This is a genomic window from Thermomonas sp., from assembly GCF_029945965.1.
Taxonomy (GTDB): domain Bacteria; phylum Pseudomonadota; class Gammaproteobacteria; order Xanthomonadales; family Xanthomonadaceae; genus Thermomonas.
Genome location: NZ_JAQSDO010000015.1, coordinates 21259 through 45506 on the forward strand (window position 1 = coordinate 21259; position 24248 = coordinate 45506).

Here is a 24248-nt window from a genome sequence, read left to right on the forward strand (position 1 = left end):
ATGCGTACTAGGCTAGCAGCGCCAGCATGCGTCGAGCGAGATAGTCGAAATAACGGTCAATGTAGCTGATGCCGTTTTCTCGATCCAGCAGGTACGGATTCATCAGGGTATGCCGCAGGATCACCAGGCGGTCGTCGTTGTCGCCTCCCAGTGTGGCCGGGTCGATCTCCAGCGCAAGCAGGATGCGCTGCATCTCGGTGTCACCCAATGCCTCGGGTCGCAGTGTGGTGACTGAGCCGAAAAATTCGCGACTTTGTATCGGCTGGCGCGGATCACTGCGCAGCTCGTCGTGCAGACGGCGGACGAAGGCATTTGCACTGCCCAGGTCACGGTTGCCGGTCGGGTTTAGGGCGAGGCAGACCAGGTTGCTGTCGGGCGTAAACGGCACCAGTACCCGGCACAGGCTCGCGACTTCGCCGGCAAACTGCCGCGCACGCGTGTCGAAGGCTTCCGCCGCGACAACTGTCTGCGCCTGCAGCCGGCCGAACCCGTCATGGTGCAGCGGCAACACCTTGTGCGTGACATAGGCCGCGGCAGCGGTCGCGCCCGGCTTGGAGCCTTCCGGAATGAACTGGCCCAGGTTGCGATAGCGCGCCAGGTAATTGGCCGGGGTGGCGTCGTGGAACACGTAGTCCGCCGCTTCGCCCAGCAGTGCGGTCGCGCGGTGGTCGCGGCAGATGAAGGCACCGGAGCCATACGGCAGATAGCCGAGCTTGTGCGGATCCACCGTCACCGAATCCGTGCGCCCGAGTGCGCCGAATGCCGCATGCACTTCGGTGGACGGGAACATGTTGAAACCCGCGCCGACTTCGTCGCGCGAACGCAGGCTGCCGTCTTCGTTGCGAAACAGGGTGGCGAGGTAGCCGCCCCACGCACCATCCACATGCACGCCAAATCCAAGCCCGCGAGCGGCGAAACGATCACGCGCATCGACCACGCCATCGACCGGATCGATAGTCCCGTATTCGGTGGTGCCCAGCACCGCGACCGCAAGCAGCACCGGCTGGCGCGTGCGCTCGCAGGTTTCCAGCGTGTCCTGCAAGGCGTCCAGGTCCAGGCGCATTCCGCGTTCGGGCAGCAATTGCAATTGCTTGCGTCCCAGCCCGAGCAGCTTCAGGCCCTTGCTCCAGGAGTAATGCGCGGTGATCGGCGCCAGCACCTGCGGGACTTTCAGTTGCGTGTGCGTGGTGAAGAAATCGGCGATGCCCAGATGCTCCAGCCGCTGCGCCTCGACCTGTGCATGCCAGTGCCGATGTGCGGCCACCGGCTGCGCCGCAAGCCATGCCTGCCAGCGATCGAGCAGGTCGATGCCGGCACTCGGTGCCAGGTTGAACGCCGTCCAGTCGTCATCGGGTAAAGCGATGTCAGGCACGCCCGCAGCGCGTAGCGCGACCGGGAATGCCTTCAATGCCAGCGCCAGCCGCAGCGCTTGGTAATTAGCCAAAGTCCCGCCGGACGTCAGGTGCCCGAACGCGCAATCGGGCTGTACCGGGTCGTGCGGATAGCCCAGCATTCGCGCCAGTTGCAGGCCGACCTGGACTTCCAGGTCCACGGTGACAGGTGCTGCGTCTTCGCTGACGTTGTTGGGGTTGTAAGGCAGGGTCAGGATCTGTGCCGCCAGCCCCGGGATCAGCAGGTCCGACACCATGTGACCCATGTAGCGCGGGCTGTGGAAGGGCACCGATTTCTTGAGCGCCGCCGACAGCTGGTGCAGTTCGCGGCGCAGGCGCGCCTCGAAATCCTGGTAGCCCGGATCGTGCTGGGCGTGGGTGGGGATCGCCGGTGGATCCTCGGGATGGAAATTGCGCCGCCAATAGACATGGTCACGCAGGAACTCGACGACGAGTTTTTCCAGCAGCGCGTCGTTCTCGCCATAAGGGCCAAGGAAACACGCGTCCAGCGCGTAGCGGCTGCGCTCGGGGGCAGGCAAGGATGACATGGGGGGCGTGGTCTGCTCGCGAGATTGCCTGCAGGATCGCGCGTACACGCACTCAGGACCTTGACCCGGATCAATCAAGGGCGCGACGGCACGTGTTTCAGCCCAAAGGGTGTGTCGCAGATGGATCCGCTTGACTTGGCTCAACGCGTCGCACGCTGCCTGCGTTGATGCTGTGCACATTCCCAAGAAGGCACACTGCAATGGCTGCGATTTCGCGCGTTCCTGTATTGCTTTGTCTGGTCTGCCTGCCGCTTGTCGCGACGGCGCAATCGGTAATGGTTGATCCCACCTGGAACCTGCGCCTGCGCCATGAGCAGGTCGACGACGGCGCGTTCGCGCGCGATGCCATTGCCGACACCCTGCGCCTGCGCGCCGGACTTCATTTCGCGTTCCCGCATGGCTGGTCAGCCTTGCTGGAAGGCGAGGGCATTGCCAGTGCCGGCAATCATTACAATAGCGGTGCAAATGGCCGCACCGCATATCCCGCAGTGATTGATCCCAGCGGCGCAGAACTCAATCAGTCGTGGATTGCTTGGAATGGCGCCAAGGGCGCGGCGAAGTTCGGGCGCCAGCGCATCCTGATCGACAATCAACGCTGGGTCGGCAATGTCGGCTGGCGCCAGAATGAGCAGACCTTCGATGCGCTGTCGCTTGAATACAAGCCGATTGCAGGCCTGACCCTGCGCTACGACTGGCTGGATCGCGTGCATCGGGTCAGCGGCGACGACGCGCGCGATCCGCTGGCGCGCGAGCGTAACCTCGAATCCCATCTGTTCAATGCCGCCTGGAAGCATGGCACGCAACAAGTCGTGGGCTATGCCTGCCTGCATCATGACCAGGATGTGGCCAGCGCGTCGACATCGACCTATGGTCTGCGCTGGACCGGTGACCGGCTGCGCGATGGCAACGGTTGGGGCTGGACAGCCGAAGCCGCAAACCAGCGCAATTACAGCACAAACCCACTGCATTTTTCACACAGTTATTGGCTGCTGGAGCCGGCATACAACTGGCACGGCACCAGTTTCAAGGCCGGTTGGGAACATCTGGGTGGCAACGGCAGCCACGCGCTGCAAACGCCGCTGGCGACTCTGCATGCCTTCAACGGCTGGGACGACAAATTCCTGGCGACGCCGGCTGGTGGCTTGAACGACCGCTACCTGTCCGCCAGCGGGAAATTCGGCCACATCCGTGATGGCCGTTTCGCATGGGCGCTGGCCTGGCACGACTACCGTGCCGATACCGCACTGGCTGGCTTCGGCCACTACGGCAGCGAATGGAATGCCTCGCTTGGGTTCCCGCTGGCCACGCGCGTGCAGGCGCTGCTGAAGATCGCTGACTACCGCGCCGACCGGTTTGCGCGCGACACCACCAAGGTCTGGTTGCAAGTGGAGTGGGCCAGTGCGAAATGAAGCGAGGCCCGCTGCAGTGACAGGCGCTTGACCGGGATCAATGCAATGCCGGCCTGCGGGATCGATCATGACTAGGCGATGCCGAGCCGGCATTCTTTTCAAGGGTCATGCCCTCAAGGATCATGCAATGGAATTCCACGTTGACGGATTGCCTGCCGCGGTAGACATGGCGGCGATCACAGATGCCATCTACAACATCGACCCGGCGGCCCTGGTCGACATCGACCCGTCCACCGGCGCATTACGCGTGAATGCGGCAATGAGTGCGGACGACCTGACTACTGCGATCAGCAGCGCTGGCCAGCAGGCCGATGGCTTGCTGGTCATGCAACTACCTTCCAACTGCTGCGGCGGTTGCGGCGGCTAGGCCCAGCTCAACACAACACCACTGGCAGCGTCTGGCGTCGTCATCGCAGCAGAAGGATCCAACCCAGTGGGGAATGCATGCGGGCGATGCCGAGCATCGCCACGAAGGTGGCCAATGCGGCCAGGTAACAGATCGTGCGCGTGCGCTGCGTGCGCCCACGCTTGAGCGCGAAGGTGCCCAGTACGACATACACGACGAGCAGTACGAGCTTTGCCGTCAGCCAGCCATTGGCGAACATCGCGCCGGGCAGGATAGTCAGCAGCATCAGTGCGGCGGTGAGCAGGATCGTGTCGATGCTGTAGCTGAGGTAGCGAACCGGCGCAGCCATCGCGACACCGGGTTTGCCTGCTTGCACCAGCAGCCCGCGCAGCAGGAACAGCGAACCGCTGCATAGCACCGTGATGATGTGTACCCATTTGATCTGCGCGTAGAACTCGATCATTGCGGCATGCCGTGAGTACGGCTCAACCCGGCTTGCCGTCGGCGCGCGGCGACAGGTAAATGCGTCCGATGCGCAGCACCCACGGCGTGAATGCAATCAGCCAGCCAAGTGCAGCGGCGGCTTGCCAGGCCAACGTGTCCGGCAGCAGTTCGGCAGCAACGCGCATCACCGTGACCAGCTGCAGCGTGATGAAGGCGAACCAGGCAACGGCTGGCATCTGCATGGGCCGCCCCGAATGACCCTGGGTCACGCGGGTGACCATCGCCACCAGCGCGCTTCCGAAGAAGCCGATGAACAACGCGTGCGCGGGTGCGCGACCGAGCCAGTAAATGCCGGTGGCGACATAAGCCAGGCTCTGCGCCGCATACAAGGCGAAGGCGATCGGCAACCATGCCAAGGCAAGGAACAGCACGCTCAGGATTCTCGGCAACGTGCCATCTTGAAGCCGGCCACGTGGCCACCAGCGCCAGACCATGGTCGCGGTGAGCGCGAGCAGCGGCAGGTCGGCCAGCCACAACAGGCCATAGCCGTGGAATAGCTCCAGCCCCAGGTGCAGCAGGGTCAGCGCCCAGAACACGGCCAGCAGCCACATCGGCCGCCATGGCTGATAGCCCGGAATTACATTCCCGGCGAAGAACGGGAACATGCGATGCGCCACCGTCACGTAGATCGGCAGGATCAGGCCGAAGGTGCCGATCTTGATGCTGGCGAACGCATACGCCGGCGATGCACCCAGCAGTACCGCACCCCAGGCCAGCAATCCAACCAGACCCAGACTCAGCGCCGCGACGCAGGATCGCGCATGCCAGGTCGTACCACGCTCGCGCCACAGGTGCGGCGCCAGCGTGGCCAGTCCGGCGATCCAGCCCGCCAGCGTCATCCAGTAGCCGACCACCATGCCGGCTTCGAAGCCCATCGCGCCCAGCAAGGTTGCCAGCTGGCCGCCAAACATGCCGATGCCAACCGGCAGGTAGCGCCAGCGTGGGATGTCAGGCAGGCCCATCCAGCGCGGGAAGGTCGTCAGCAGGAAGCCGAACATGAAGCTCGGCAGCATCTGGTACTGCATCACGAACCCATGCAGCCAGCCGGCATACGGCGCGGGCTGGGCCATGGCGAACAGCTGCCAGCGGGTCGAGACCAGCCAGGCCGCCCACCACAACATCGCCAGCAGCAGGTTGCTGGCGCCGATGAAGAACATCAGCCGGTGCGGCGCATTCGCAAGTTGCTGCACCGAGGCATGTGGCTTCGAGGGAGGTGGGTTAAGCGGCGTGTTCATGCGAATCATTCTCAGGCCGAAACGGTGTACCAGCATTGATCCAGATCAGGTTCCGGATAACGAAACCCCCGGCATGGCCGGGGGTTTCGTCGGCTCATCAGTATCAAAATCCTGCGCTCGGCGTCCTGGTATGCGGAGAGCAGTGACTGGTCAGCCGCCCGTTTCGGTTTCGCCGACAAGCGCGGCTTCGCGGCGCGGTGCGACCCAGAGCCGGAACACGAACCAGCACAGTGACAGCGCACCGATGCTGAAGATGATGTCGCCTGGCATGCGCATCCAGATCAGCAGTTCCACGATGGGCTTCTGCATGAATTCGGCCGAGCGTGCGTACCAGTAGCCATGCTCGATCGCAGCCAGCAGTTGCATCGTCCCCAGCGGCAATAGTGTCAGCACACCCATCAGCGCCAGCCCGATGTTGAGGCTCCAGAACGAGACTTTCAGCGCTTGCGTGTCCCAGACCATCTGTCCACGCAGGCCGCGCAGGCAGAACAGCACCAGGGCGATCCCAAGCATTCCGTAGACCCCGAACAGCGCGGTATGGGCATGCAGGGCGGTCAGGTTGAGCCCTTGCATGTAGTACAGCGACAGCGGCGGATTGATCAGGAAGCCGAACAGGCCGGCACCGACCAGGTTCCAGAACGACACCGCGATGAAGAACATCACCGGCCAGCGGTAACGCGCCATCCACGGGGTGGCCTTGCCCAGGCGATAGGTGTGGTAGGCCTCGAAGCCCAGGTAGGCCAACGGCACCACTTCCAGTGCGCTGAAGCTCGCGCCCAGCGCCACCACCGCGATCGGCGTACCGACGAAGTACAGGTGATGCAGGGTACCCAGCACGCCACCGGACATGAAGATGATGGTCGCGAACAGCACCGTGATGTTGGCCGTCGACGTCTTGATCAGGCCAAGGCGGGTGAAGATCAGCGCCATCACCGCGGTCGCGAACACCTCGAAGAAACCCTCGACCCACAGGTGCACCAGCCACCAGCGCCAGTACTCGACCTCGGAGATATGAGTGTGTTCGCCCCACATCAGGGCCGCGCCGTAGAACAGGCCGATCGCGACCGTCGACATGAACAGCAGGCCGATGATCGATTTGGAATCGCTGGCAGGGCCGCGCAGGATCGGCCACAGCGAGCGCCCGACCAGGGTCACCCAAAGCAGCAGGCCGATGAACAGGTACCACTGCCAGAAGCGGCCCATGTCCGCGTATTCCCAGCCCTGGTGACCGAACCAGAAATTGTAGTCCAGCGGCAGGATCTGCATCACTGCGAGCCATTGCCCGACAAACCCGCCGACCACGATCAGCAGCAGCGAGACGAACAGGAAGTTGACTCCGAAGCGCTGGTATTTGGGTTCATGCCCCGATAGCGCAGGCCCGATGTACAGCCCGGTCGCCAGCCATGCGGTGGCGATCCAGAGCACCGCGAGCTGGGTGTGCCAGGTGCGGGCAAGCGAGTACGGCAGGTACTCCGACAACGCAAAACCATAGGCTGACTGGCCCTCGACCTGGAAGTGCGCGGTGATGGCGCCAAGCAGGATTTGCGCAATGAATAGCGCCAGGACCAGCCAGAAATACTTCGCGGTCGCGCGCATCGACGGGGTGATCTTCAGCAGCGCAAACGGATCCGATGCCGGAATCGTATGTGTCTCCTCGCTCCGCCCGTGGGTGATCGCGTAATGCCAGCCAAGGATTGCGATGCCGGCGATCAGGAACAGCACGCTGAAGGCCGACCACACCCACATCGCTGGCGGTGGCGTGTTGCCCACCAGCGGCTCGCTCGGCCAGTTGTTGGTGTAGGTCACTTTATTGTTGGCGATGCCGTCCTTGGCCGGGACCAGGGTCTCGTCATTGCTCACGCGCTCGGTGGTGGCAGCCCATGCGGTCCACCAGAAGAACGCGGTCAGCGCGCGTCGGTGTTCTGCAGTGTCGACCGTGTCCTGCTTCATTGCATAGGCTTCACGCAGCTTGAGCGTGGCCGGGTCGTTGCCGAACAGGCTCTCGTAATGCGCGGCGACATTGGACAGCGCAGCGACGCGATCCTGGGTCAGGGTGATCGTGCCGGTCTTTGCATCGTAGGTATTGGCCCGCATCATCGCCTGCAGGCGGCCGCGCAATGCGCCCTGCTCCTCGACGGGCAGGTCGGCATAGGTCGCCATGCCGCCATCGCGGCGCGCCCAGATATCCAGCACGTCGGTGGCTTCGCGATGCAGCCAGTCCGCGCTCCAGTCCGGGGCGACATATGCGCCGTGGCCCCAGATCGAACCGAGTTGCATGCCACCGATCGATTGCCAGACCTGACGGCCCTGTTCGATGTCGGCGCGGGTATAGACGACCTGGCCGCTCTGCGCGACCACTTGTTCCGGCATCGGCGGCGCGGCGCGGAAGATCTCGCTTCCTGCCCACAACAGCACGGAAAACGAGACAAGGAGGAGGGCGGCCAAGGCCAGCCACAACTTTCGGGTACTACTCATGGACGATCTCCAGTGCGGACGGCGCATATTCGTCTGCGCGTCGCACGTGTCGCCATGACGCAGGTCAAGTGATGCTGAGGACCCACCATACAGTGAACCAGCTGATGGGTTGGAATCAGTCCCGCAACACCGCAGCTGCCAGTGCTTCAAGCGGTTTGCGCTCGAGCAGTTCCACCTCGCGCCGGTCTATTCGCAACAAGCCGTCGTCCTGCAGGCGCTTGAGCACCCGGCTGACTGTTTCCGGTGCCAGCCGCAGGTAATTGGCGATGTCGGTGCGCGCCATGGTCAGTTGGAAACGGTCTGGCGAAAAGCCGCGTGCGGCCAACCTTCGCGACATCCCGATCAGGAACGCGGCCATCCGCTGGTCTGCCGACCAGTCGCCGGCCAGCAGCGCAGCGCGGCCGATGTCGCGGCTGAGCAGGCGGAACAGTTGTCGCTGCAGACCGGGCAAGCGCGAGGCCAGCGTGGCGATCTTCGGGAACGAGAACCGGCACAGCATCACCGTGTCCAGCGCCACTGCGTTGCACGGATAGGTCTCGCCATCGATCGCGTTCAGGCCGATCACTTCGCCAGGCAAGTGGAAACCCAGCACGTGTTCGTGGCCATCGCGATCCACCAAGTAGGTCTTGACTGTGCCTGCGCGTACCGCGGCGATCGCTTCGAACGGATCACCTTCGCGGAAGATGTGCTCGCCGGCATGCAATGGGCCGACGTGTTCAACCAGCACATGCAGGTCCATCAGCGCGGCCTTGTCCATGCCCTCGTCTAGGCAGGCCTGCGAGAACGCGCAGGTCGTGCAGAACTTCAGGGCATCGCCGTCGTCGGCCAGGGTACGCGGGCTTTGCCGCGGGAACGGCAGGTTGCTCAAGTCGCCCACCAGGCGAGACTCAATGGAACTGGGATACGCCGGGCACAGCTCAGATCGCGCGTGAGAAGCGCGGCTGGGTATCGGTGACGGGTTGGTCGAGGTATCGGTCGAAGCACATCGCAATGTTACGCAACAGCAGGCGGCCACGCGAGGTCACCGTGATGCGATCTGCCTCGATCCGGGCCAGACCGTCGTCCACCAGCGGCTGCAATTTGACCAGTGCATCGGCGAAATACTCCCTGAAGTGTATGCCGTGGCGACGTTCCAGCGCGCGCATCGGGATCTCGCCCTGGCACATCAGTTGCTGGATCAGGTCGGCGCGCAGCTGGTCGTCTTCGTCCAGGCGCATGCCGCGGAATACCGGCAACCGGCCTTCGTCCAGCGCCACCTGCCAGCTCACCAGGTCACGTGGGTTCTGGCTGAAGCTGTCGCCGATATGGCTGATCGCGCTCACTCCCAGCCCAAGCAGGTCGCTGTCAGCGTGTGTGGTGTAGCCCATGAAATTGCGATGCAGGCTGCCGCGCGCCTGTGCAAGCGCCAGGTCATCGTCGGGCAGGGCGAAATGATCCATCCCGATGTACTGGTAGCCTGCAGCAGTCAGGCGCTCGATCGCCAGTTGCAGCAGGCCCAGTCGGGTTTCGGCATCGGGCAGGTCGGTATCGACGATCTGCTTCTGCGCCTTGAACATCCGTGGCATGTGCGCGTAGCCATAGACCGCGACCCGGTCCGGGCGCATGTCGGCGACGATATCGAGCGTGCGCGCGAAGCCGGTGAGGTTCTGCTTCGGCAAGCCATAGATCAGGTCGACGTTTACCGACTTGAAGCCGTTGGTGCGGCAGGCATCGACGACTGTGCGGGTTTCGTCCACCGACTGGATGCGATTGACCGCGACCTGCACCTCCGGATCGAAGTCCTGCACGCCAAAACTCGCGCGGTTGAAGCCGGCGCGCGCCAGCTCGGCAATGTCGCTTGCATTGACGAAGCGCGGATCCAGTTCGATCGAGATGTCGCGCTCGTCGGAATCAGAGAACCGGAAGTGGCTGCGCAGCGTGTCGACGACTTCGTGCAGTTGCGCGGGTGACAGGAAGTTCGGGGTGCCGCCGCCGAAATGCAGCTGGATCACCTCGCGGTCGCGATCAAACAATGTGGCGGCCAGAGCGATCTCGCGATACAGCCGCACCAGGTAAGTCTCGCCGCGCGCGGTGTCGCGGGTGATGATGCGGTTGCAGCCACAGTAGAAGCATGGGCTATTGCAGAACGGCACGTGCACGTACAGTGACAACCGGCGGGGGATCGGGTCGCCATTGCTGGCCAGCGCGACTTCGCGCAACGCCTGTTCGCCGAAGTTGCTGGTGAACTGCGGCGCGGTCGGATACGAGGTATAGCGCGGCCCCGGCCGGTCGTGCCGGCGCAACAGGTCAGCGCTGAAGGTGAGGGGTTGCAACTCCATGGCCGCAGCTTATGCAGCGGTCGGGTGGGGCTTCTTGATCTGGATCAACCTGTGCGAAATTGCTTCTGGCTAAGCCGTTACAGCCGGAGTGCTTTTCTCAGGCGTGCGCGACTCCACGATCCGATCCATGGTGGCGGGCAGTGGCGGACGCTAGCCATGTGGACTATGCAAACAGGCTATTGGTCGATCGCCCTAGCGCATCGGTTGCATTGCGCGGGAGGCCGGCAGGCATTTAGATGGTGCGCCGGACAACGAGATCGCATCATGAGTTACGTCATCGCCGAACAGCACAACATCCTGCCTGCAGTCGCGGTGGTGCAGATGTTGCTGACAAGGGCAGGCAATACCGCCACGGTCGATGGCAACTTCGGCGCGCGTACGAAAGACGCCGTGAAGCAGTTCCAACGCGACCACAAACCGCTTGTCGTGGATGGCTCGGTCAGTGTCAGTACGTGGCCACGCCTTGTCGCGGGAGATTCGGGCCTCACCGTCCTGGACTGCATCGACATCGACGACGGATTCGTGGGCGAGGTAGTCCACGCCCAAAGATTCGGCGGAAATCCGTTGGTGATCGGCGGCATGTGCAATGGCGTCGAACAGGCGGTCACGCTCATCGCCAATGCCGCGCCTGCCGGCAGCGTATGCCTGTTGCGGTTCCATGGACATGGAAGCGCGGGCGGGGCCGGTGCGGGTGCAGGCACTTGGGGGTTCGGAGATCAGGGCAACATCATCACGAGTAAATCCCAGGCGTTGTTCCGCAGGCTGAGGCCGCTTTTCAGCCGCTATGGATGTATCCAGTTCATGCACTGCTCCACTGGCCGGGGGCCGAATGGCACGGCAATGCTGCAAGCCATTGCTAATGGTACCGGGGTACCCGCAACCGCCGCGCTGAACATCCAGCTTGGCGGAGGTTCGACGACGTTCCGTTACGAGGGGCCCACCAAGACGGCAGTTCCGGGAGGCGGCACGGTGAAGTCGTGGGCATCGAACCTGCCTGCACTGCCGGGGCGGTCTTTCGCCTGAGCATCGTGGGTTTCCGGGCGGTGGCTGTGTCAGCGCCGCTGTAGCGCGTACGCCGCAGTTGCGGCCTGGCTGACCCCGTCGATGCGGCCCGGGTGGTCCGGCGGGATCGGAACGTGCTCGAGCTGAGTGATGGCCCAGTCGGTCCCGAACAATGCCTGGACCTCGTCGGCCTGTACCGCGAATGGTGGACCGTCCTTTTCGTGCTGTGGATATTCCAGGGTGACCAGCAACCCGGCGCAGCCGGTCGGCAACCGCGCGTACAACTCGCTCGCATAGCGCTGGCGCAATTCCGGCGGCAACGCGATCAGCGCGGCGCGATCGAACACCGCCGCGCATTCGGCCAGTACCTTGGCGTCCAGTGCGAACGCATCGCCATGGATGATCTCGATCGCACCGGCGCGGTAATGCGTGCCGTACCGCGATTCGTGGATGTTCGGCGTCAGCCCGTGTTCGGCGAAGAATTGCTCCACCGCCAGTTGTGACAACTCGACCCCGAGTACCCGATGCCCTTGCGATGCCAGCCACGCCATGTCCAGCGATTTGCCGCACAGCGGTACGAACACCTTCGCGTCCGGCGCGATCCCGAGTGCCAACCAATGCTTGACCAGCAGCAGCGTCGGCGCGCCTTGGTGGAAGCCGATGCGGCCTTCGTTCCAACGCTGGTGCCAAAAATCAGGTTGCATGCGTGTCTCCCTGGTGCGGCGTCGCCTACTGCCGGTTATTTCGCTATGCCACTCTAAATGCGGCTACGCGAAACACCCGACGCTCTCGACGCCTGTTCATTCGACGATGAGTCCATCCACCTTCTGCCAGCCGCGCGGTAGCAGGCCGCCGCGCGAACCACGGGCACCGATGTAGGTGTCGAGGTCGTTGAACGACAGGGTCATCGTGCGCGCGCCGCTGGCAACCAGAAGTTTGCCGCCGACCGGCACCACAGCGACGGCGACCACGCGCTCGGTGCCGCGCTTGGCCTTCGGAATTTCAATGATCTTGTTGCCCTTGCCCTTGTCGAGTTCCGGTAGTTCGGCCAGCGCGAAGGCAAGTACATGGCCGGCGCTGGTCACCGCGACGATGCGATCTGCATCGACATCGCTGACCGCTGCCGGTTGCAGCACGCAGCCACCATTGCCAACCGACAGCAGCGCCTTGCCGGCCTTGTTGCGGCCAGTGAGGTTCTCGAAGCGGGTGACAAAACCATAACCGTGACTGGAAGCAATCACGTAGCGGCTGTCGTTGTCGGCGCTCGCCATCGCCTGGAACGTCGCGCCCACGGGCAGGCTGAAACGACCCGATAGTGGTTCGCCGTTGCCGCGTGCGCTGGGCAGGGTATGCACGGCCGTTGAATAACTACGCCCGGTGCTGTCCAGGAATGCCGCCTGCAGGTTGCTGCGCCCGCGCACCGCGGCCAGCAGGCTGTCGCCTTCGCGATAACTCAAGGTCGAACCGTCGATGTCGTGGCCCTTGGCCGCGCGCACCCAGCCCTTTTCACTGAGCACCACGGTCATCGGTTCGCTTGCAACCAGTTCGGTTTCGTCCAGCGCCTGCGCGGCGCCGCGCGCGACCAGCGGACTGCGCCGCGCGTCGCCGAATTTCTTCGCGTCGGCCAGCAGTTCATCCTTGATCAACTTGCGCAGTTTCGCCTTGCTGGCGAGCATCGCCATCAGGTGATCGCGTTCGCTGTCCAACTCGTCTTGCTCGCCGCGGATCTTCATTTCTTCCAACCGCGCCAACTGGCGCAACTTGGTGTCGAGGATGTAGTCGGCCTGGTCGTCGCTGAGTTCAAAACGCGCGATCAAGGCCGGCTTCGGCTCGTCATCGCTGCGGATGATGCGGATCACTTCATCCAGGTTGAGGAAGGCGATCAGCAGGCCGTCCAGCAGGTGCAGGCGGCGCTCGACCTTTTCCAGCCGATGCGTGAGGCGACGGGTGACCGTGCTGGTACGGAACACCAGCCATTCGCTCAGCAGCATCTTCAGGTTCTTGACCTGCGGACGCCCGTCCAGGCCAATGACGTTCATGTTGACCCGGAAACTTTTCTCCAGGTCGGTGGTGGCGAACAGATGGCCCATCAGCTGCTCGGCATCCACGCGATTGCTGCGCGGCACCAGCACGATGCGGGTCGGGTTGGCGTGGTCGGATTCGTCGCGGATGTCTTCCAGCCACGGCAGCTTCTTGGCCCGCATCTGCATCGCGATCTGTTCGATGATCTTCGACGGCGAGACCTGGTGCGGCAGCTGGGTGATCACGATGTTGTTGTTTTCGCGTTCGAACACGCCGCGCGCACGCACGTTGCCGTGACCGGTTTCGTACATCGCTAGCAGGTCGGCAGCAGGCGTGATGATTTCCGCCGCAGTCGGATAGTCGGGCCCGCGCACGTGCTCGCACAGATCGCGTACGGTTGCATCGGGATCATCCAACAGGCGGATGCAGGCGCTGACGATTTCGTTGAGGTTATGTGGCGGCACGTCGGTCGCCATGCCGACCGCAATTCCCGTCGTGCCGTTGAGCAGCAGGTGCGGCAGCCGCGCAGGCATCCACGTTGGTTCCTGCAGGGTGCCGTCAAAGTTTGGCGTCCAGTCGACCGTGCCGTGGCCCAGTTCGCCCAGCAGCACTTCGGCAATCGGCGACAACTTGGATTCGGTGTAGCGCATCGCCGCGAATGATTTCGGGTCATCGGTTGAGCCGAAGTTGCCCTGGCCCTCGACCAGCGGATATCGGTATGAGAACGGCTGCGCCATCAGCACCATCGCCTCGTAACAAGCGCTGTCACCATGCGGGTGGTACTTGCCGATCACGTCACCCACTGTGCGCGCGGATTTTTTCGGCTTCGACCCTGCGGCCAGGCCCAGCTCGCTCATCGCAAAGATGATCCGGCGCTGCACGGGTTTCAGCCCGTCGCCGAGAAAGGGCAGGGCGCGGTCCAGCACCACGTACATGGAGTAGTCCAGGTACGCCCGCTCGGCGAATTCGCTGAGCGGGATCTGCTCGAAACCGTGGAAAGCGGGGCGGACGAGGTCGTCAGTCATGGGGCGGTGTGGTGGCAATCAGTCATCCGGGGATTCTACGGCGCTAGCCAAGCTGCGATGGCTCCGAATGGAGAATACTCACTTGCCTAGCGAAGACAGTTGCTCCTACGGGGACGCATCGCCCACTTTGACCCGAGCCAACCGCAATGCATTGGTCACCACCGACACCGAACTCAGGCTCATCGCCAGCGCTGCGATCATCGGGCTGAGCAGCAACCCGAATACCGGGTACAGCACACCCGCCGCGATCGGAACACCAATACTGTTGTAGAGGAAGGCGAACGCCAGGTTCTGGCGCATGTTGCGCACCGTCGCCGTGGACAGTTCGCGCGCCCGCAGGATGCCGGCCAGGTCGCCCTTGACCAAGGTCACCTGCGCGCTGGACATCGCCACGTCGGTGCCGGTGCCCATCGCGATGCCGACATCGGCGCTGGCCAGCGCAGGGGCATCGTTGATGCCGTCGCCGGCCATCGCGACCTTGTGGCCTTGTGCCTGCAGGCTGCGGACAAGCTTTGCCTTGTCTTCCGGGGTCACGTCGCCGTGGATTTCGTCGATGCCAAGCGCGCGACCCACCGCATTCGCGGTGCCGGTACCGTCGCCGGTCGCCATCACCACGCGCAGGCCACTGGCCTGCAGCGCAGCCACGGTCGGGCCAGCGGACGGCTTGATTGGATCGGCCACCGCCAGCAAACCCAGCAATGCACCGTCAGCGGCGAGGAACATCACGCTGGCGCCGTCCTTGCGCAGGGTTTCGGCCTCACTCTCAAGATCCGCGACCGCGATGTCGTTGTCTTTCATCAGTGACAGGTTGCCGAGCAGCAACGCACACCCGTCAACCGTGCCGCGCACGCCCGCGCCGGTCACCGAATCGAAGTCCGCCGCCGCTACCAGCGCCAGCGAGCGCTTGCGCGCTTCGGCGACCAGCGCTTCGGCCAGTGGATGCTCGCTGCCCTGGTCCAGGCTTGCCGCCAGCCGCAGGAGTTCGTCGGGTTCGGTGCCGGGCATCGCCGAGACGCTGCGGAACGCCGGCTTGCCTTCGGTCAACGTGCCGGTCTTGTCGACCACCAACGTGTCCAGCGTGCGGAATTGTTCGATCGCCTCGGCATCGCGGAACAGCACGCCCATCTGCGCCGCGCGGCCGGTGGCAACCATGATCGACATCGGTGTCGCCAGGCCCAGCGCGCAGGGGCAGGCGATGATCAGCACCGACACCGCGTTCAAGATGGCCCACGTCCACGACGGCTCCGGCCCCCACAGGCCCCAGACGAAGAACGTCGCCACGGCCGCGGCCAGCACCACCAGCACGAACCAGAACGCGGCCTTGTCAGCCACGCGCTGCATGGGTGCGCGCGAGCGCTGCGCCTGCGCGACCAATTGCACGATCCGCGCCAGCACCGTCGACGAGCCGACCTGCTCGGCGCGGATCAGCAGTGCGCCGGTGCCGTTCTGGGTAGCACCAATCACGCTGTCGCCGGGCGACTTGGTCACAGGCATCGCCTCGCCGGTGAGCATCGACTCATCCACGCTGGAACGTCCCTCGACCACGCTGCCATCCACTGGCACCTTTTCGCCGGGACGCACGCGCAGCGCGTATCCCACGTGCACATGATCGAGTGGGATGTCCTGCTCGCTGCCGTCGTCCATGACCCGCCGTGCGGTCTTCGGTGCCAGTCCCAGTAGTGCCTTGATTGCAGCGCCGGTCTTGGAGCGCGCGCGCAGTTCCAGCAACTGGCCCAGCAAGGTCAGCGAAATGATCACCGCAGCTGCTTCGAAGTACACGCCGACCCGACCGTGCTCCTGGAACGACGCCGGGAACAGGCCCGGCGCGACGGTTGCGACCACGCTGTACCAGAACGCCGCGCTCACGCCGATGCCGATCAGCGTCCACATGTTGGGATTGCCGCTGCGAATCGACTGCACGCAGCGGACCAGGAATGGCCAGCCCGCCCACAGCACCACCGGCGCGGACAGCACCAACTCAATCCAGGTGCGTGTAGTCGTCGGCAATGCAGGCACGTAATGGCCGAACATCGCCAGCACCAGCACGATCACCGACAGCGGCAAGGTCCACCAGAAGCGCCGGCTGAAGTCACGCAGCTCCGGGTTGTCTTCCTCTTCCATGCTCGGCATCTCCGGTTCCAGCGCCATCCCGCAGATCGGACAAATACCCGGATGATCCTGGCGGATCTGCGGATGCATCGGGCAGGTGTACATCGCGCCTGCCGGTGCCTCGACCGGCGGCGCGGGCTTGTCGCCCAGATATTGCTGCGGATGGGCGATGAACTTGCTGTGGCAACCCGCGCTGCAGAAGTGATACGTGGTGCCCTCGTGTTCGGCCGAGCCACCCTTCGCCGTTGCCGGATCCACGTTCATGCCGCAGACCGGGTCGATTACCTGCGATGCCGTCGGCGCCGGCTTGGCGTCATTGCTGTGGTCAGCCTTGCCGTTGTCGTGCTGGGCATGGTCTTTCTCAGTGTGCTCGTGAGCGCTCATGTCGGCTCCTCCGAAAGTGCCGCCATGATTGGGCAGTGCTCGAGTGCGCCGTGGCCGGGGCAAACTTCCACCAACTGTTGCAGCGCATCGCGCACGCGGGTGAGTTCATCGATGCGGCCATTGACGTCATCGAGTTTCGCTTGCGCCCGCTGGTTCAGGCCGGCCATGTCGTCCGCCGCACTGGCGGTCAGGTCCAGCAGCTCACGGATTTCCTGCAGGGTGAAGCCCAACTGCTTGGCACGGCGCACGAAGCGCAGGCGCGCCACGTCGCCATCGCGGTAATCACGATAGCCCGATGTTGTGCGCAGCGGCGCCGGGATCATGCCCTCGCGCTCGTAATAACGGATGGTGTCGATGCCGACATCGGCCCGCTGGGCCAGTGCTCCGATTTTCATGGTAGTGAAGTCCCTGAGGGTCAGGTCTTGAAGTATGAACCCTTGACTAGAGTCCAGAGTCAAGTGTCTTGAGGGTGGGCGTAGCCATCCTGCGCGCCCTTGCGCGCCGTCACAGTGAAGGGAAAGGCGGAAATGGGGTTAGAGAGGATTTCCTGCCGACGGCACCCGGTCTTGCCGGAATCGTGATCAGGAAACTTCACTCTGACCCCATTTCCTGGCCGTCATCCACGCGCACGCCGGGGTCCAGATCTTGCCTTCGGACCGCAACCCACCGCCACCCGATACAGTGTCCGCCTGCTCACCAAGACACCGCCCATGTTCGAACAGACCTTCAAGAATATCGACGACATCCTGCACAAGGATGCCGGCTGCACCAGTGAGCTGGACTACACCGAGCAATCGTCCTGGCTGCTGTTTCTCAAATACCTGGATGCGCTGGAGCGCGACCGGGCGATGGAAGCCGAACTGGAAGGCAGGCCTTACGCCTTCCTGCTGGAAGATGCCTACCGCTGGGAACAGTGGGCTGCGCCGAAAACCAAAGACGGCGTGCTGGACCACAACAAGGCGATGACCGGCCCGGATCTGATCGAGTTCGTCAACGGCAAACTGTTTCCGTACCTGCACGGCTTCAAGGCCCGCGCCAGCGGCCCGCAGACGCTGGACTACAAGATTGGTGAGATCTTCGGCGAGATCAAGAACCGCATCCAGTCCGGCTACAACCTGCGCGATGTGATCAACCGGGTCGATGAATTGCGCTTCGGCAGCCATGTCGAAAAGCACGAACTCAGCCACCTGTACGAAGCCAAGATCAAGAACATGGGCAACGCCGGGCGCAACGGCGGCGAGTACTACACGCCGCGCCCGTTGATCCGCGCGATGATTCAGGTGGTTGATCCGAAGATCGGCGAGCGCATCTATGACGGCGCCTGTGGCAGCGCCGGGTTTTTGTGCGAAGCCTTCGAATACCTCAGCAAGACAGGCAAGCTCTCGACCAGCGACGCCAAGACCCTGCAGACGCGCACTTTCTACGGCCAGGAAAAGAAAAGTCTGGCCTATGTCATCGGCATCATGAACATGATCCTGCATGGCATCGAAGCGCCCAACATCGTCCACGCCAATACGCTGGGCGACAACGTGTTGGACATCCAGCCCAAGGACCAGATGGACGTGGTGCTGGCCAACCCGCCGTTCGGTGGCAAGGAGCGCAAGGAAGTCCAGCAGAACTTCCCGATCAAGACCGGCGAAACCGCGTTCCTGTTTTTGCAGCACTTCATCAGGAAGCTCAAGCCCGGTGGCCGCGCGGCCATCGTGATCAAGAACACGTTCCTGTCCAACACTGATAACGCCAGCGTGTCACTCCGCAAATTGCTGCTGGAAAGCTGCAACCTGCATACCGTGCTGGACTGCCCGTCGGGCACGTTCCAGGGCGCGGGCGTGAAAACGGTGGTGCTGTTCTTCGACAAGGGCGCACCGACGCGCAGCATTTGGTATTACCAGCTGGACCCGGGCCGCAACATGGGCAAGACCAATCCGTTGAATGATGCGGATATGGCGGAGTTTGTGGCGTTGCAAGCGAGCTTTGCGGTGTCACCGAAAAGCTGGCGGGTGGATGCGGCGGGGATTGATCCGGTCAGTTTTGATCTGTCGGTGAAGAATCCCGATGGCGGTGAGGTGGTGGTGCATCGCAGTCCGCGCGAGATTCTGGATGAGATTGCGATGTTGGATGCGGAGAGTGCGCAGGTGTTGGCGGGGATTAGGGCGTTGGTATGAGTAACAGTTACGCTGTTTTTCCGCTGGGCGAACTGTGTGATGTGTTGGACTCGAAACGCAGGCCAATCACAAAAATCGACCGCGTACCGGGGCCGTTTCCGTACTACGGCGCAACCGGAATTTTGGATCATGTAGCCGACTACATTTTTGATGAGCCTTTGGTATTGGTTGGCGAAGATGGGGCCAAGTGGGCGAGTGGTGAGCGCACTGCTTTCGCGGCCGCAGGAAAAATTTGGGTCAACAACCACGCACATGTTCTCAGACCAAAACGCACGCATCTCATCGATCAATGGCTGATTCACTATTTGAACTTCACTGATCTCAGTGAATTCGTAGCGGGGCTGACGGTTCCGAAGTTGAATCAAGGGAGCTTGCGTGAGATCCCGATTCCGACTCCATCAGTTAAAGAGCAACAACGCATCGTCGCCATCCTCGACGAAGCCTTTGCGGGCATCGCCACCGCCAAGGCCAATGCCGAAACGAATTTGCGGAATGCGCGGCAGATTTTCGAGAGTCACGCTCAATCCGTATTTTCCAGACGAGACAATGCTTGGAGAACGACGACACTCGGAGCTGAGATGGAGCTATTAGTCGGCTTTGCTTTCAAGAGCGCTCAGTACACGTCATCGGAAGACGACATTCGCTTGCTACGGGGCGATAACATTATTCCGGGTTGTCTCCGATGGGAAGACGTCAAGAAATGGCCCGCTAGCGACGCAGGAAACTATGACCGTTACCGGTTGAAGGAAGGCGATGTTGTGTTGGCAATGGATCGCCCTTGGATCAAGGCAGGACTAAAGCGCGCTGTAATTTCGGCTGCTGATGTGCCGAGTCTGCTTGTGCAGCGAACGGCTTGCCTTCGCAGCCAAGAAAATATTGATAGCCGCTTTTTAATGCATCTGATCAGTAGCGATGGCTTCGTACAGCACATTCTTGGTGTGCAAAGCGGGATCGGCGTGCCGCATATCAGCGGGCAGCAGATCAAGGACTTCGAGTTCTTCATTCCGCCAATGGCGGAACAGAAACAAATCGCCGATGAATTGGAATCATTGGGTGCGGAGACTGAGCGCATCGAATTCCTTTACACCCGCAAACTCACCGCCCTCGACGAACTCAAGCAGTCCCTGCTGCATCAGGCATTTTCGGGGCAGTTGTAAGCAGAACCTGCGCCCATAAAAACAAAGCCCCGCGATGCGGGGCTTTATCGTTCGCTACCTACGCTCGCTTCCGTTCCCGCTCAAGGAACTGGCTCACCGGTTCCGTTGATTCCTGCTGCGCACGACCGGCCTTGGCCAGTTCATCCATCTGATCCTGAAGAATCTGCTGGATTTCGGAATGTGCAAACCTGTTCAACAGATCGCGGATCATCGGTTGATAACCAATGCCGTAGTGAACAGCAATCTGCTTGAGATTGTTCACAAGCTCCGGCTGCAGACGCATCGACACCATCTGCAAACCAAGCGCGCGCTGTACCGCTTCGGCTTCGCCAGCCGGAGCTTGCACGTGGGCAGCTTCCAGATCGGCGTCTTGCTCCTCCCAAGGGCCGCGCTCGTAAGTGCGTGGAGAAGTAGCCATGGTGTTGTCTCCCTGTCAGTTGTTACTTGCCAAACCGTTCGAAAATTTCGTGCACCTGTTGTGATGCCGGATAGGCTGACTTCAGGTGAACGTCTTCATTTTCACGAACGAACATGATCTTGAGCAGCCGTCGCTTGTTAGTCTCCGAAACAAACCAGGGTGATGGCTGGCCCTGCCGATCAAGGTGCTGAGGACGGCTGTCCCAACACAAGCGGCCATCGTGGTTCTCAAAGCACTCATGCACTTCTTTTTCGGTGATCTCGCCGTGATCGGGCTGTTCGATCTTTCTGGCGATGCCTGGCGGAATGATGATCGCCATGGTGGGCCTCAGGTCTGAGTCGGACGAGTGTATTGACACTTTGCACGGAACTCAATGAATTCCTAAGAATTGGTGTCAATACAACACGTGAGATTCAGAATTGTAGGCCTGTGGAGCGGTATGTGGTGTGCCATTGGTCGCGCCAGTGACACCTTTCAAGCCAAATGTGGCCCTAAAGCGGCTTCTCGGCCACGTTCAGTGGCGTCAGACAGCGAAAGGCCCCGGTGAACGCACCGAGGCCCTGACGCCGGCCGGGAACCCCCAACCCACTTGCAGCCATGATAACGGCAAGCGCCGCTGATCGGATTGCTATGCTCGCCATTCAGGGGAATTCATGAACGAAGCCGAGACCCGCGCCGATCAGATCGCGCCTGCACGTCCTGCTTGCCGATGGAATGTTGGCCGAGGCTCGTGTGGGGTGTTACTGTGGTGACACCCACGCGGAGATGACGGTATGTCCACCACCTCACTGAAACTTCCGGATGACCTCAAGGCGCGTGCCGCATTGGCGGCAAAGGCGCGTGGCGTGTCCGCGCACGCGTTCATGCTGGATGCCATTCGCGAGCTGACCACGGCGACCGAACAACGTGCCCGCTTTGTTGCCGATGCGCAGGCCGCACGCCAGCAGGCGCTGACATCCGGCATGGGTTACGCGGCAGACGATGTGCATCAATACCTTCGCGACAAGGTAGCCGGTCGCCCCGCACAAGCACCCAAGGCCAACGCTTGGCGCACTTGATCTACACGGAAGCCGCGCTGGCCGACCTGGTGCGGTTGGCGGATTTCCTGTTGGCCAGCGAACCCGCGGCAGCCGGCGAGACCATCGGTTTGATCGAGGAAGCCGTGAACGTGCTGCACAACCATTCCCTGATTGGTCGCGAAGTCGAGGACGGGATGCGCGAGCTGATGGTGTCGCGTGGGCGTTCGGGCTATGTGGTCCTGTACAGCATCGAACACGTTGCAGAAGACGTCGTTCTGCTGCTCGCGATTCGCCACCAGCGCGAGTGCGGGTATTCGCGAGAATCCGAATCATGAACGAATCCGAGACCCGCGCCGAACATATCGACCCTGCCTTGAAAGCGGCCGGTTGGAGCATGGTGGAAGGCAGCCAGATCCGCCGCGAGTTTGTCATTACTCTAGGCCGACTGCAGGGCCGTGCCGAGCGCGCCAAGCCCGAGATCGCCGACTACGTGCTGGTCTATCGCAATATCAAGCTGGCGGTGATCGAGGCCAAGGCCTGGGGCAAGCCCTATACGGAAGGTGTGGGGCAGGCCAAAGGCTATGCGAAGAAGCTGGCGGTTCGCTTCGCCTATGCCACAAACGGCCAGCAGATCTACGGCATCGACATGCAGGCCGGCAGCGAGGGCGATGTCGCTGCGTTCCCGACACCCGAAGACCTGTGGACGCGCACATTCGCGACCGCCAATACCTGGCGTGACCGTTTCGCCGCAATTCCGTTCGAGGACAAAGGCGGCACCTGGCAGGGCCGCTATTACCAGGACATTGCGATCCAGCGTGTACTGGATGCGATCGTCGAGGGCCGCGACCGCATCTTGCTGACGCTTGCCACCGGCACCGGCAAGACCTTCATCGCCTTCCAGCTGGCGTGGAAGCTGTTCCAGAGTCGCTGGAACCTGGGCGACTGGAAGCAGGAAGGAGGGCCAACGCGCCGCCCCCGCGTGTTGTTCCTGGCGGACCGCAACATCCTGGCCGACCAAGCCTACAACGCTTTTTCCGCCTTCGATGAAGACGCGCTGGTGCGCATCGCGCCGGATGAAATCCGCAAGAAGGGACGCGTGCCGACCAATGGCAGCATCTTCTTCACAATCTTCCAGACTTTCATGAGCGGGCCGCCAAAAGATGGGGAGCCGTCGCCGTACTTCGGGGACTATCCGCCCGATTTTTTCGACTTCATCATCATCGACGAATGCCATCGCGGTGGTGCCAAGGACGAGAGCAGTTGGCGCGAGATCCTGGAGTACTTCCAGCCAGCCGTGCAGCTGGGCCTGACCGCCACGCCCAAGCGCCAGAGCAATGCCGACACCTATGCGTACTTCGGCGAGCCGGTGTACAGCTATTCACTGAAGGAAGGCATCAATGACGGTTTCCTGACCCCGTTCCGGGTCAAGCAGGTCGTGACCACGCTGGACGACTATCTGTATACGCCTGACGACGCGGTGATCGAAGGCGAGGTGGTGGAAGGCAAGCGCTATCTGGAAAGCGATTTCAACAAGATCATCTTCATCCGCGAGCGCGAGGAGTTCCGCGTACGCAAGTTCATGGAGTTGATCGACCAGCGCGAGAAGACCTTGGTGTTCTGCGCCAGTCAGGATCACGCGTTGTTGGTGCGCGATCTGATCAACCAGATCGCCAGCAGCATGGATCCGTTTTATTGCGTGCGCGTCACCGCGAACGATGGCGCACGTGGCGAACAGTCCCTGCGCGAGTTCCAGGACAACGAGAAAACCATCCCGACGATCCTGACTACGTCACAGAAACTTTCGACCGGCGTGGATGCGCGCAACGTGCGCAACATCGTGCTGTTGCGGCCGATCAATTCGATGATCGAGTTCAAGCAGATCATCGGCCGAGGCACCCGCCTGTACGACGGCAAGGACTACTTCACGGTGTATGACTTCGTGAAGGCGCACCACCATTTCAGCGATCCCGAATGGGATGGCGAGCCGTTGGAGCCAGAACCGCGTGCGGCGAATCTCGCGGGCGAAGACATCGATAAGCCGCCATCGGAACAACTGGGGTTGTTGGAGCCACGTCCGGTGAATATCCAGGTCAAGCTTGCCGATGGGAAGGCGCGCCAGATCCAGAGCATGGTGGCAACGACTTTCTGGAGTGCGGATGGACGGCCGATGTCGGCGGCGCAATTCCTTGAAAGCCTCTTTGGCGTACTGCCGGAGTTCTTCAAAGACGAAGAGCAGTTGCGAGAAATCTGGAGCGATCCGGAAACCCGAAAAACGTTGCTGATGGGTCTGGCCGACAAAGGCTTCGGGCGTGAGGCATTGGCCGGAATGCAAGCGGCAATCGAGGCCGACAACAGCGACCTGTTCGATGTGCTGGCCTATGTCGCCTACGCACGTCCGCCAATCCCGCGCAGCGAGCGCGCCATGCAAGCGAAAGCCAAGCTATACGACACCTACAAGAGCCATCGGCAGCTAGCCTTCGTCGAATTCGTGCTGGGCCACTACATCGATGAAGGTGTGGACGAATTGGGGCTGGAAAAGTTGACGCCGTTGTTGAAACTCAAATATCACGCCATTTCGGATGCGGCCGCTGACTTGGGAACGCCGGATCAGATCCGCAGCGTCTTCGTCGGGTTCCAGAAATATTTGTATGCGAATGGGCCGTGACGCGCACTAACTCAAAGCGAATCGCGCATGGCATGGCCTGTCTAGGGTCCGGGTCA

Annotated in this window: 20 protein-coding genes; 8 read left to right on the top strand and 12 right to left on the bottom strand. The window is 62.2% G+C overall.

Annotation, left to right across the window (positions count from 1 at the left end):
* Positions 1-7 precede the first annotated feature (7 nt).
* Positions 8-1939 (bottom strand): pyridoxal-dependent decarboxylase, encoded by a 1932-nt coding sequence (locus PSV05_RS06430; protein WP_300063258.1) that lies wholly within the window; start codon positions 1937-1939, stop codon positions 8-10.
* A 200-nt stretch (positions 1940-2139) separates the two neighbouring features.
* On the opposite strand from PSV05_RS06430, the gene PSV05_RS06435 reads away from it, so the two are divergent.
* Both PSV05_RS06435 and PSV05_RS06440 read left to right on the top strand, forming a co-directional pair.
* Positions 2140-3348, top strand: coding sequence for an alginate export family protein (locus tag PSV05_RS06435; RefSeq protein WP_300063259.1), 1209 nt, complete (start codon positions 2140-2142; stop codon positions 3346-3348).
* Positions 3349-3475: 127 nt separating this feature from the next.
* A complete protein-coding gene (locus PSV05_RS06440) occupies positions 3476-3715 on the top strand; it encodes a hypothetical protein (RefSeq protein ID WP_300063262.1) in 240 nt (79 codons plus the stop codon).
* A gap of 40 nt (positions 3716-3755) precedes the next feature.
* Here PSV05_RS06440 and PSV05_RS06445 read toward each other — a convergent pair whose 3' ends face one another.
* The 5 genes from PSV05_RS06445 to hemN all read right to left on the bottom strand — a co-directional run bounded on the left by PSV05_RS06445 (position 3756) and on the right by hemN (position 10226).
* Positions 3756-4157 carry a SirB2 family protein gene (locus PSV05_RS06445; protein ID WP_300063265.1) on the bottom strand — a complete coding sequence of 134 codons (402 nt, stop codon included), beginning with the start codon at positions 4155-4157 and terminating at the stop codon, positions 3756-3758.
* Between the two features lie 22 nt (positions 4158-4179).
* Positions 4180-5433, bottom strand: a complete 1254-nt coding sequence (locus PSV05_RS06450; protein ID WP_300063268.1) for an NnrS family protein — start codon at positions 5431-5433, stop codon at positions 4180-4182.
* A gap of 150 nt (positions 5434-5583) precedes the next feature.
* The gene (locus PSV05_RS06455) at positions 5584-7908 is read right to left on the bottom strand and encodes a nitric-oxide reductase large subunit (protein ID WP_300063271.1); all 2325 of its coding nucleotides are present in this window, start codon (positions 7906-7908) and stop codon (positions 5584-5586) included.
* A 115-nt stretch (positions 7909-8023) separates the two neighbouring features.
* Positions 8024-8776: a cyclic nucleotide-binding domain-containing protein gene (locus PSV05_RS06460; RefSeq protein ID WP_300063274.1), complete on the bottom strand. Its 753-nt coding sequence runs from the start codon at positions 8774-8776 to the stop codon at positions 8024-8026.
* A 49-nt stretch (positions 8777-8825) separates the two neighbouring features.
* On the bottom strand, positions 8826-10226 hold the full coding sequence (gene hemN, locus PSV05_RS06465) for an oxygen-independent coproporphyrinogen III oxidase (RefSeq protein WP_300063277.1): 1401 nt from the start codon (positions 10224-10226) through the stop codon (positions 8826-8828).
* A gap of 264 nt (positions 10227-10490) precedes the next feature.
* On the opposite strand from hemN, the gene PSV05_RS06470 reads away from it, so the two are divergent.
* Complete coding sequence (locus PSV05_RS06470; RefSeq protein ID WP_300063280.1) at positions 10491-11249, top strand: peptidoglycan-binding domain-containing protein; 759 nt, start codon at positions 10491-10493, stop codon at positions 11247-11249.
* A gap of 29 nt (positions 11250-11278) precedes the next feature.
* On the opposite strand, the gene PSV05_RS06475 is transcribed toward PSV05_RS06470, so the two are convergent.
* From PSV05_RS06475 to PSV05_RS06490, 4 genes are all read right to left on the bottom strand, one after another.
* Positions 11279-11932: a thiopurine S-methyltransferase gene (locus PSV05_RS06475; RefSeq protein ID WP_300063283.1), complete on the bottom strand. Its 654-nt coding sequence runs from the start codon at positions 11930-11932 to the stop codon at positions 11279-11281.
* A 96-nt stretch (positions 11933-12028) separates the two neighbouring features.
* Positions 12029-14275, bottom strand: a complete 2247-nt coding sequence (gene parC, locus PSV05_RS06480) for a DNA topoisomerase IV subunit A (RefSeq protein WP_300063286.1) — start codon at positions 14273-14275, stop codon at positions 12029-12031.
* 105 nt (positions 14276-14380) lie between these two features.
* The gene (locus PSV05_RS06485) at positions 14381-16768 is read right to left on the bottom strand and encodes a heavy metal translocating P-type ATPase (protein WP_300063289.1); all 2388 of its coding nucleotides are present in this window, start codon (positions 16766-16768) and stop codon (positions 14381-14383) included.
* Positions 16765-17163: a MerR family transcriptional regulator gene (locus PSV05_RS06490; protein WP_300063292.1), complete on the bottom strand. Its 399-nt coding sequence runs from the start codon at positions 17161-17163 to the stop codon at positions 16765-16767. The genes PSV05_RS06485 and PSV05_RS06490 overlap by 4 nt, the downstream gene beginning before the upstream one ends.
* Before the next feature lie 315 nt (positions 17164-17478).
* Here PSV05_RS06490 and PSV05_RS06495 point away from each other — a divergent pair, with 315 nt between their 5' ends.
* Positions 17479-18933, top strand: coding sequence for an N-6 DNA methylase (locus PSV05_RS06495; protein ID WP_300063295.1), 1455 nt, complete (start codon positions 17479-17481; stop codon positions 18931-18933).
* Entirely contained in the window at positions 18930-20090 is a 1161-nt protein-coding gene (locus tag PSV05_RS06500; protein WP_300063298.1) for a restriction endonuclease subunit S, read from the top strand. The genes PSV05_RS06495 and PSV05_RS06500 overlap by 4 nt, the downstream gene beginning before the upstream one ends.
* Before the next feature lie 58 nt (positions 20091-20148).
* Here the strand turns inward: PSV05_RS06500 and PSV05_RS06505 are convergent, their stop codons facing one another.
* Complete coding sequence (locus PSV05_RS06505) at positions 20149-20508, bottom strand: hypothetical protein (protein ID WP_300063301.1); 360 nt, start codon at positions 20506-20508, stop codon at positions 20149-20151.
* Between the two features lie 22 nt (positions 20509-20530).
* Complete coding sequence (locus PSV05_RS06510; RefSeq protein ID WP_300063304.1) at positions 20531-20827, bottom strand: hypothetical protein; 297 nt, start codon at positions 20825-20827, stop codon at positions 20531-20533.
* 454 nt (positions 20828-21281) lie between these two features.
* Here PSV05_RS06510 and PSV05_RS06515 point away from each other — a divergent pair, with 454 nt between their 5' ends.
* Genes PSV05_RS06515 through PSV05_RS06525 form a run of 3 tightly spaced genes read left to right on the top strand, consistent with a single transcriptional unit; the run spans position 21282 to position 24192 of the window.
* Positions 21282-21566 (top strand): CopG family transcriptional regulator, encoded by a 285-nt coding sequence (locus PSV05_RS06515; RefSeq protein WP_300063307.1) that lies wholly within the window; start codon positions 21282-21284, stop codon positions 21564-21566.
* A complete protein-coding gene (locus PSV05_RS06520; RefSeq protein WP_300063310.1) occupies positions 21563-21862 on the top strand; it encodes a type II toxin-antitoxin system RelE/ParE family toxin in 300 nt (99 codons plus the stop codon). The genes PSV05_RS06515 and PSV05_RS06520 overlap by 4 nt, the downstream gene beginning before the upstream one ends.
* Positions 21859-24192: a type I restriction endonuclease subunit R gene (locus tag PSV05_RS06525; RefSeq protein ID WP_300063313.1), complete on the top strand. Its 2334-nt coding sequence runs from the start codon at positions 21859-21861 to the stop codon at positions 24190-24192. Before PSV05_RS06520 ends, PSV05_RS06525 begins: the two co-directional genes overlap by 4 nt.
* The last annotated feature ends 56 nt before the right edge of the window (positions 24193-24248 follow it).

What these genes read in the sequence shown, in the direction of transcription:
- PSV05_RS06475 (WP_300063283.1), bottom strand. Translation starts at nt 11,932, where the DNA reads ATGCAACCTGATTTTTGGCACCAGCGTTGGAACGAAGGCCGCATCGGC.
- parC (WP_300063286.1), bottom strand. Translation starts at nt 14,275, where the DNA reads ATGACTGACGACCTCGTCCGCCCCGCTTTCCACGGTTTCGAGCAGATC.
- PSV05_RS06500 (WP_300063298.1), top strand. Translation starts at nt 18,930, where the DNA reads ATGAGTAACAGTTACGCTGTTTTTCCGCTGGGCGAACTGTGTGATGTG.
- PSV05_RS06455 (WP_300063271.1), bottom strand. Translation starts at nt 7,908, where the DNA reads ATGAGTAGTACCCGAAAGTTGTGGCTGGCCTTGGCCGCCCTCCTCCTT.
- PSV05_RS06430 (WP_300063258.1), bottom strand. Translation starts at nt 1,939, where the DNA reads ATGTCATCCTTGCCTGCCCCCGAGCGCAGCCGCTACGCGCTGGACGCG.
- PSV05_RS06490 (WP_300063292.1), bottom strand. Translation starts at nt 17,163, where the DNA reads ATGAAAATCGGAGCACTGGCCCAGCGGGCCGATGTCGGCATCGACACC.
- PSV05_RS06450 (WP_300063268.1), bottom strand. Translation starts at nt 5,433, where the DNA reads ATGAACACGCCGCTTAACCCACCTCCCTCGAAGCCACATGCCTCGGTG.
- PSV05_RS06440 (WP_300063262.1), top strand. Translation starts at nt 3,476, where the DNA reads ATGGAATTCCACGTTGACGGATTGCCTGCCGCGGTAGACATGGCGGCG.
- PSV05_RS06470 (WP_300063280.1), top strand. Translation starts at nt 10,491, where the DNA reads ATGAGTTACGTCATCGCCGAACAGCACAACATCCTGCCTGCAGTCGCG.
- hemN (WP_300063277.1), bottom strand. Translation starts at nt 10,226, where the DNA reads ATGGAGTTGCAACCCCTCACCTTCAGCGCTGACCTGTTGCGCCGGCAC.
- PSV05_RS06435 (WP_300063259.1), top strand. Translation starts at nt 2,140, where the DNA reads ATGGCTGCGATTTCGCGCGTTCCTGTATTGCTTTGTCTGGTCTGCCTG.
- PSV05_RS06485 (WP_300063289.1), bottom strand. Translation starts at nt 16,768, where the DNA reads ATGAGCGCTCACGAGCACACTGAGAAAGACCATGCCCAGCACGACAAC.
- PSV05_RS06525 (WP_300063313.1), top strand. Translation starts at nt 21,859, where the DNA reads ATGAACGAATCCGAGACCCGCGCCGAACATATCGACCCTGCCTTGAAA.
- PSV05_RS06515 (WP_300063307.1), top strand. Translation starts at nt 21,282, where the DNA reads ATGTCCACCACCTCACTGAAACTTCCGGATGACCTCAAGGCGCGTGCC.
- PSV05_RS06505 (WP_300063301.1), bottom strand. Translation starts at nt 20,508, where the DNA reads ATGGCTACTTCTCCACGCACTTACGAGCGCGGCCCTTGGGAGGAGCAA.
- PSV05_RS06495 (WP_300063295.1), top strand. Translation starts at nt 17,479, where the DNA reads ATGTTCGAACAGACCTTCAAGAATATCGACGACATCCTGCACAAGGAT.
- PSV05_RS06445 (WP_300063265.1), bottom strand. Translation starts at nt 4,157, where the DNA reads ATGATCGAGTTCTACGCGCAGATCAAATGGGTACACATCATCACGGTG.
- PSV05_RS06510 (WP_300063304.1), bottom strand. Translation starts at nt 20,827, where the DNA reads ATGGCGATCATCATTCCGCCAGGCATCGCCAGAAAGATCGAACAGCCC.